Origin of the sequence: Streptomyces sp. M41, assembly GCF_043673425.1 — a bacterium.
GTDB lineage: Bacteria > Actinomycetota > Actinomycetes > Streptomycetales > Streptomycetaceae > Streptomyces.
Window position 1 is genome coordinate 1 of the sequence record NZ_JBIMKE010000065.1, and the last position, 1464, is coordinate 1464.

General features: G+C 67.3%; 1 protein-coding gene. It reads left to right on the plus strand.

All coding sequences use genetic code 11. The features are described from left to right. The first annotated feature begins 237 nt into the window (after window positions 1-237). Entirely contained in the window at window positions 238-1440 is a 1203-nt protein-coding gene (locus ACHBTE_RS35685; RefSeq protein ID WP_394729919.1) for an IS110 family transposase, read from the plus strand. Window positions 1441-1464 lie beyond the last annotated feature (24 nt).

Consider the following 1464-nt stretch of genomic DNA (forward strand, 5'->3'; position numbering starts at 1 on the left):
CCCCATTACCTTCTTGGTGGCCCCGCAATGGGGCGCCCGGCCTCCGGAGTTGGCATGACTTTCTCCCCCTGTCGATCGCATGTCTTGGGGGGTGGTGTTACCGGCTCCGGAGGCATCGACAGACCGCTGATTAGGGGCATGACCACCGGCTTCTTCGCAGGTCGGGAGGCTCTTCGTAATGTGGATGTGGCGATCGGTGCCGTGGGACGGCCGGGCGAGGACGACTGAAGGACGCACGTGATCGACGTCAGTGACATCGGCGCCTTCCTCGGCCTGGACGTCGGCAAGGGCGAACACCACGCCACCGCCGTCACCCCGGCCGGGAAGAAAGCCTTCGACAAGCGGCTGCCCAACAGCGAGCCCAAGCTCCGCGAAGTGTTCGGCAAGCTGCAGGCCAAGCACGGGACCGTGCTCGTGGTGGTCGACCAGCCGGCGTCGATCGGCGCCCTGCCGCTGGCGGTGGCCCGGGACATGGGCTGCCCGGTCGCCTATCTGCCCGGCCTGACGATGAGGCGGATTGCCGACCTCTATCCCGGCGAGGCCAAGACAGATGCCCGCGACGCGTTCGTCATCGCGGACGCGGCCCGCGTCATGCCTCACACGCTCCGCTCGGTCGACCTCGAGGACGAGACCATCGCCGAGCTGGAGATGATCGTCGGCTTCGACGACGACCTGGCCGGGGAAGCAACCCGCATCAGCAACCGCCTGCGGGGCCTGCTGACGCAGATCCACCCGTCGCTGGAACGGGTCCTGGGCCCACGCGTCCAGCACCCGGCCGTGCTCAAGCTCCTCGACCAGTTCGGCTCCCCGGCCCAGATCCGCAAAGCCGGACGCCGGCGGCTCGTTGCGTTGATACGTCCGCAGGCACCGCGGATGGCCGAACGGCTCATCGAGGACATCTTCACCGCACTGGACGAACAGAGCGTCGTCGTCCCGGGCACCGACGCGGCCGCTCTGATCGTCCCCAGCCTCGCCAACTCGCTCCGAGCGGTCCTTGACCAGCGGAAACTCTTGGCTACACGGATCGAGGAACTGCTGGAGAACCACCCTCTTTCGAAGGTCCTGACGTCCATGCCGGGGATCGGCGTCAGGACCGGAGCCCGCATCCTCATCGACGTCGGCGACGGCAGTTCGTTCCCGACCGCCGCCCACCTCGCCGCCTACGCCGGCCTCGCCCCCACGACCCGCAGTTCCGGCTCCTCGATCCGCGGCGAACAACCGTCCCGGCGCGGAAACAAGCAGCTCAAACGAGCCTTCTTCCTGTCCGCGTTCGCGTCTCTGACCGACCCGGTCTCCCGGACCTATTACGACAAGAAGATCAGCCAGGGAAAGCATCACACCCAAGCCCTCCTCTGCCTCGCAAGACGACGAGCCGACGTGCTCTTCGCGATGCTCCGCGACGGCACCTTCTACGACCCACAGCCCGCCCCATCAGCTTGACGAAACCCATAGGGGCACCCCCCC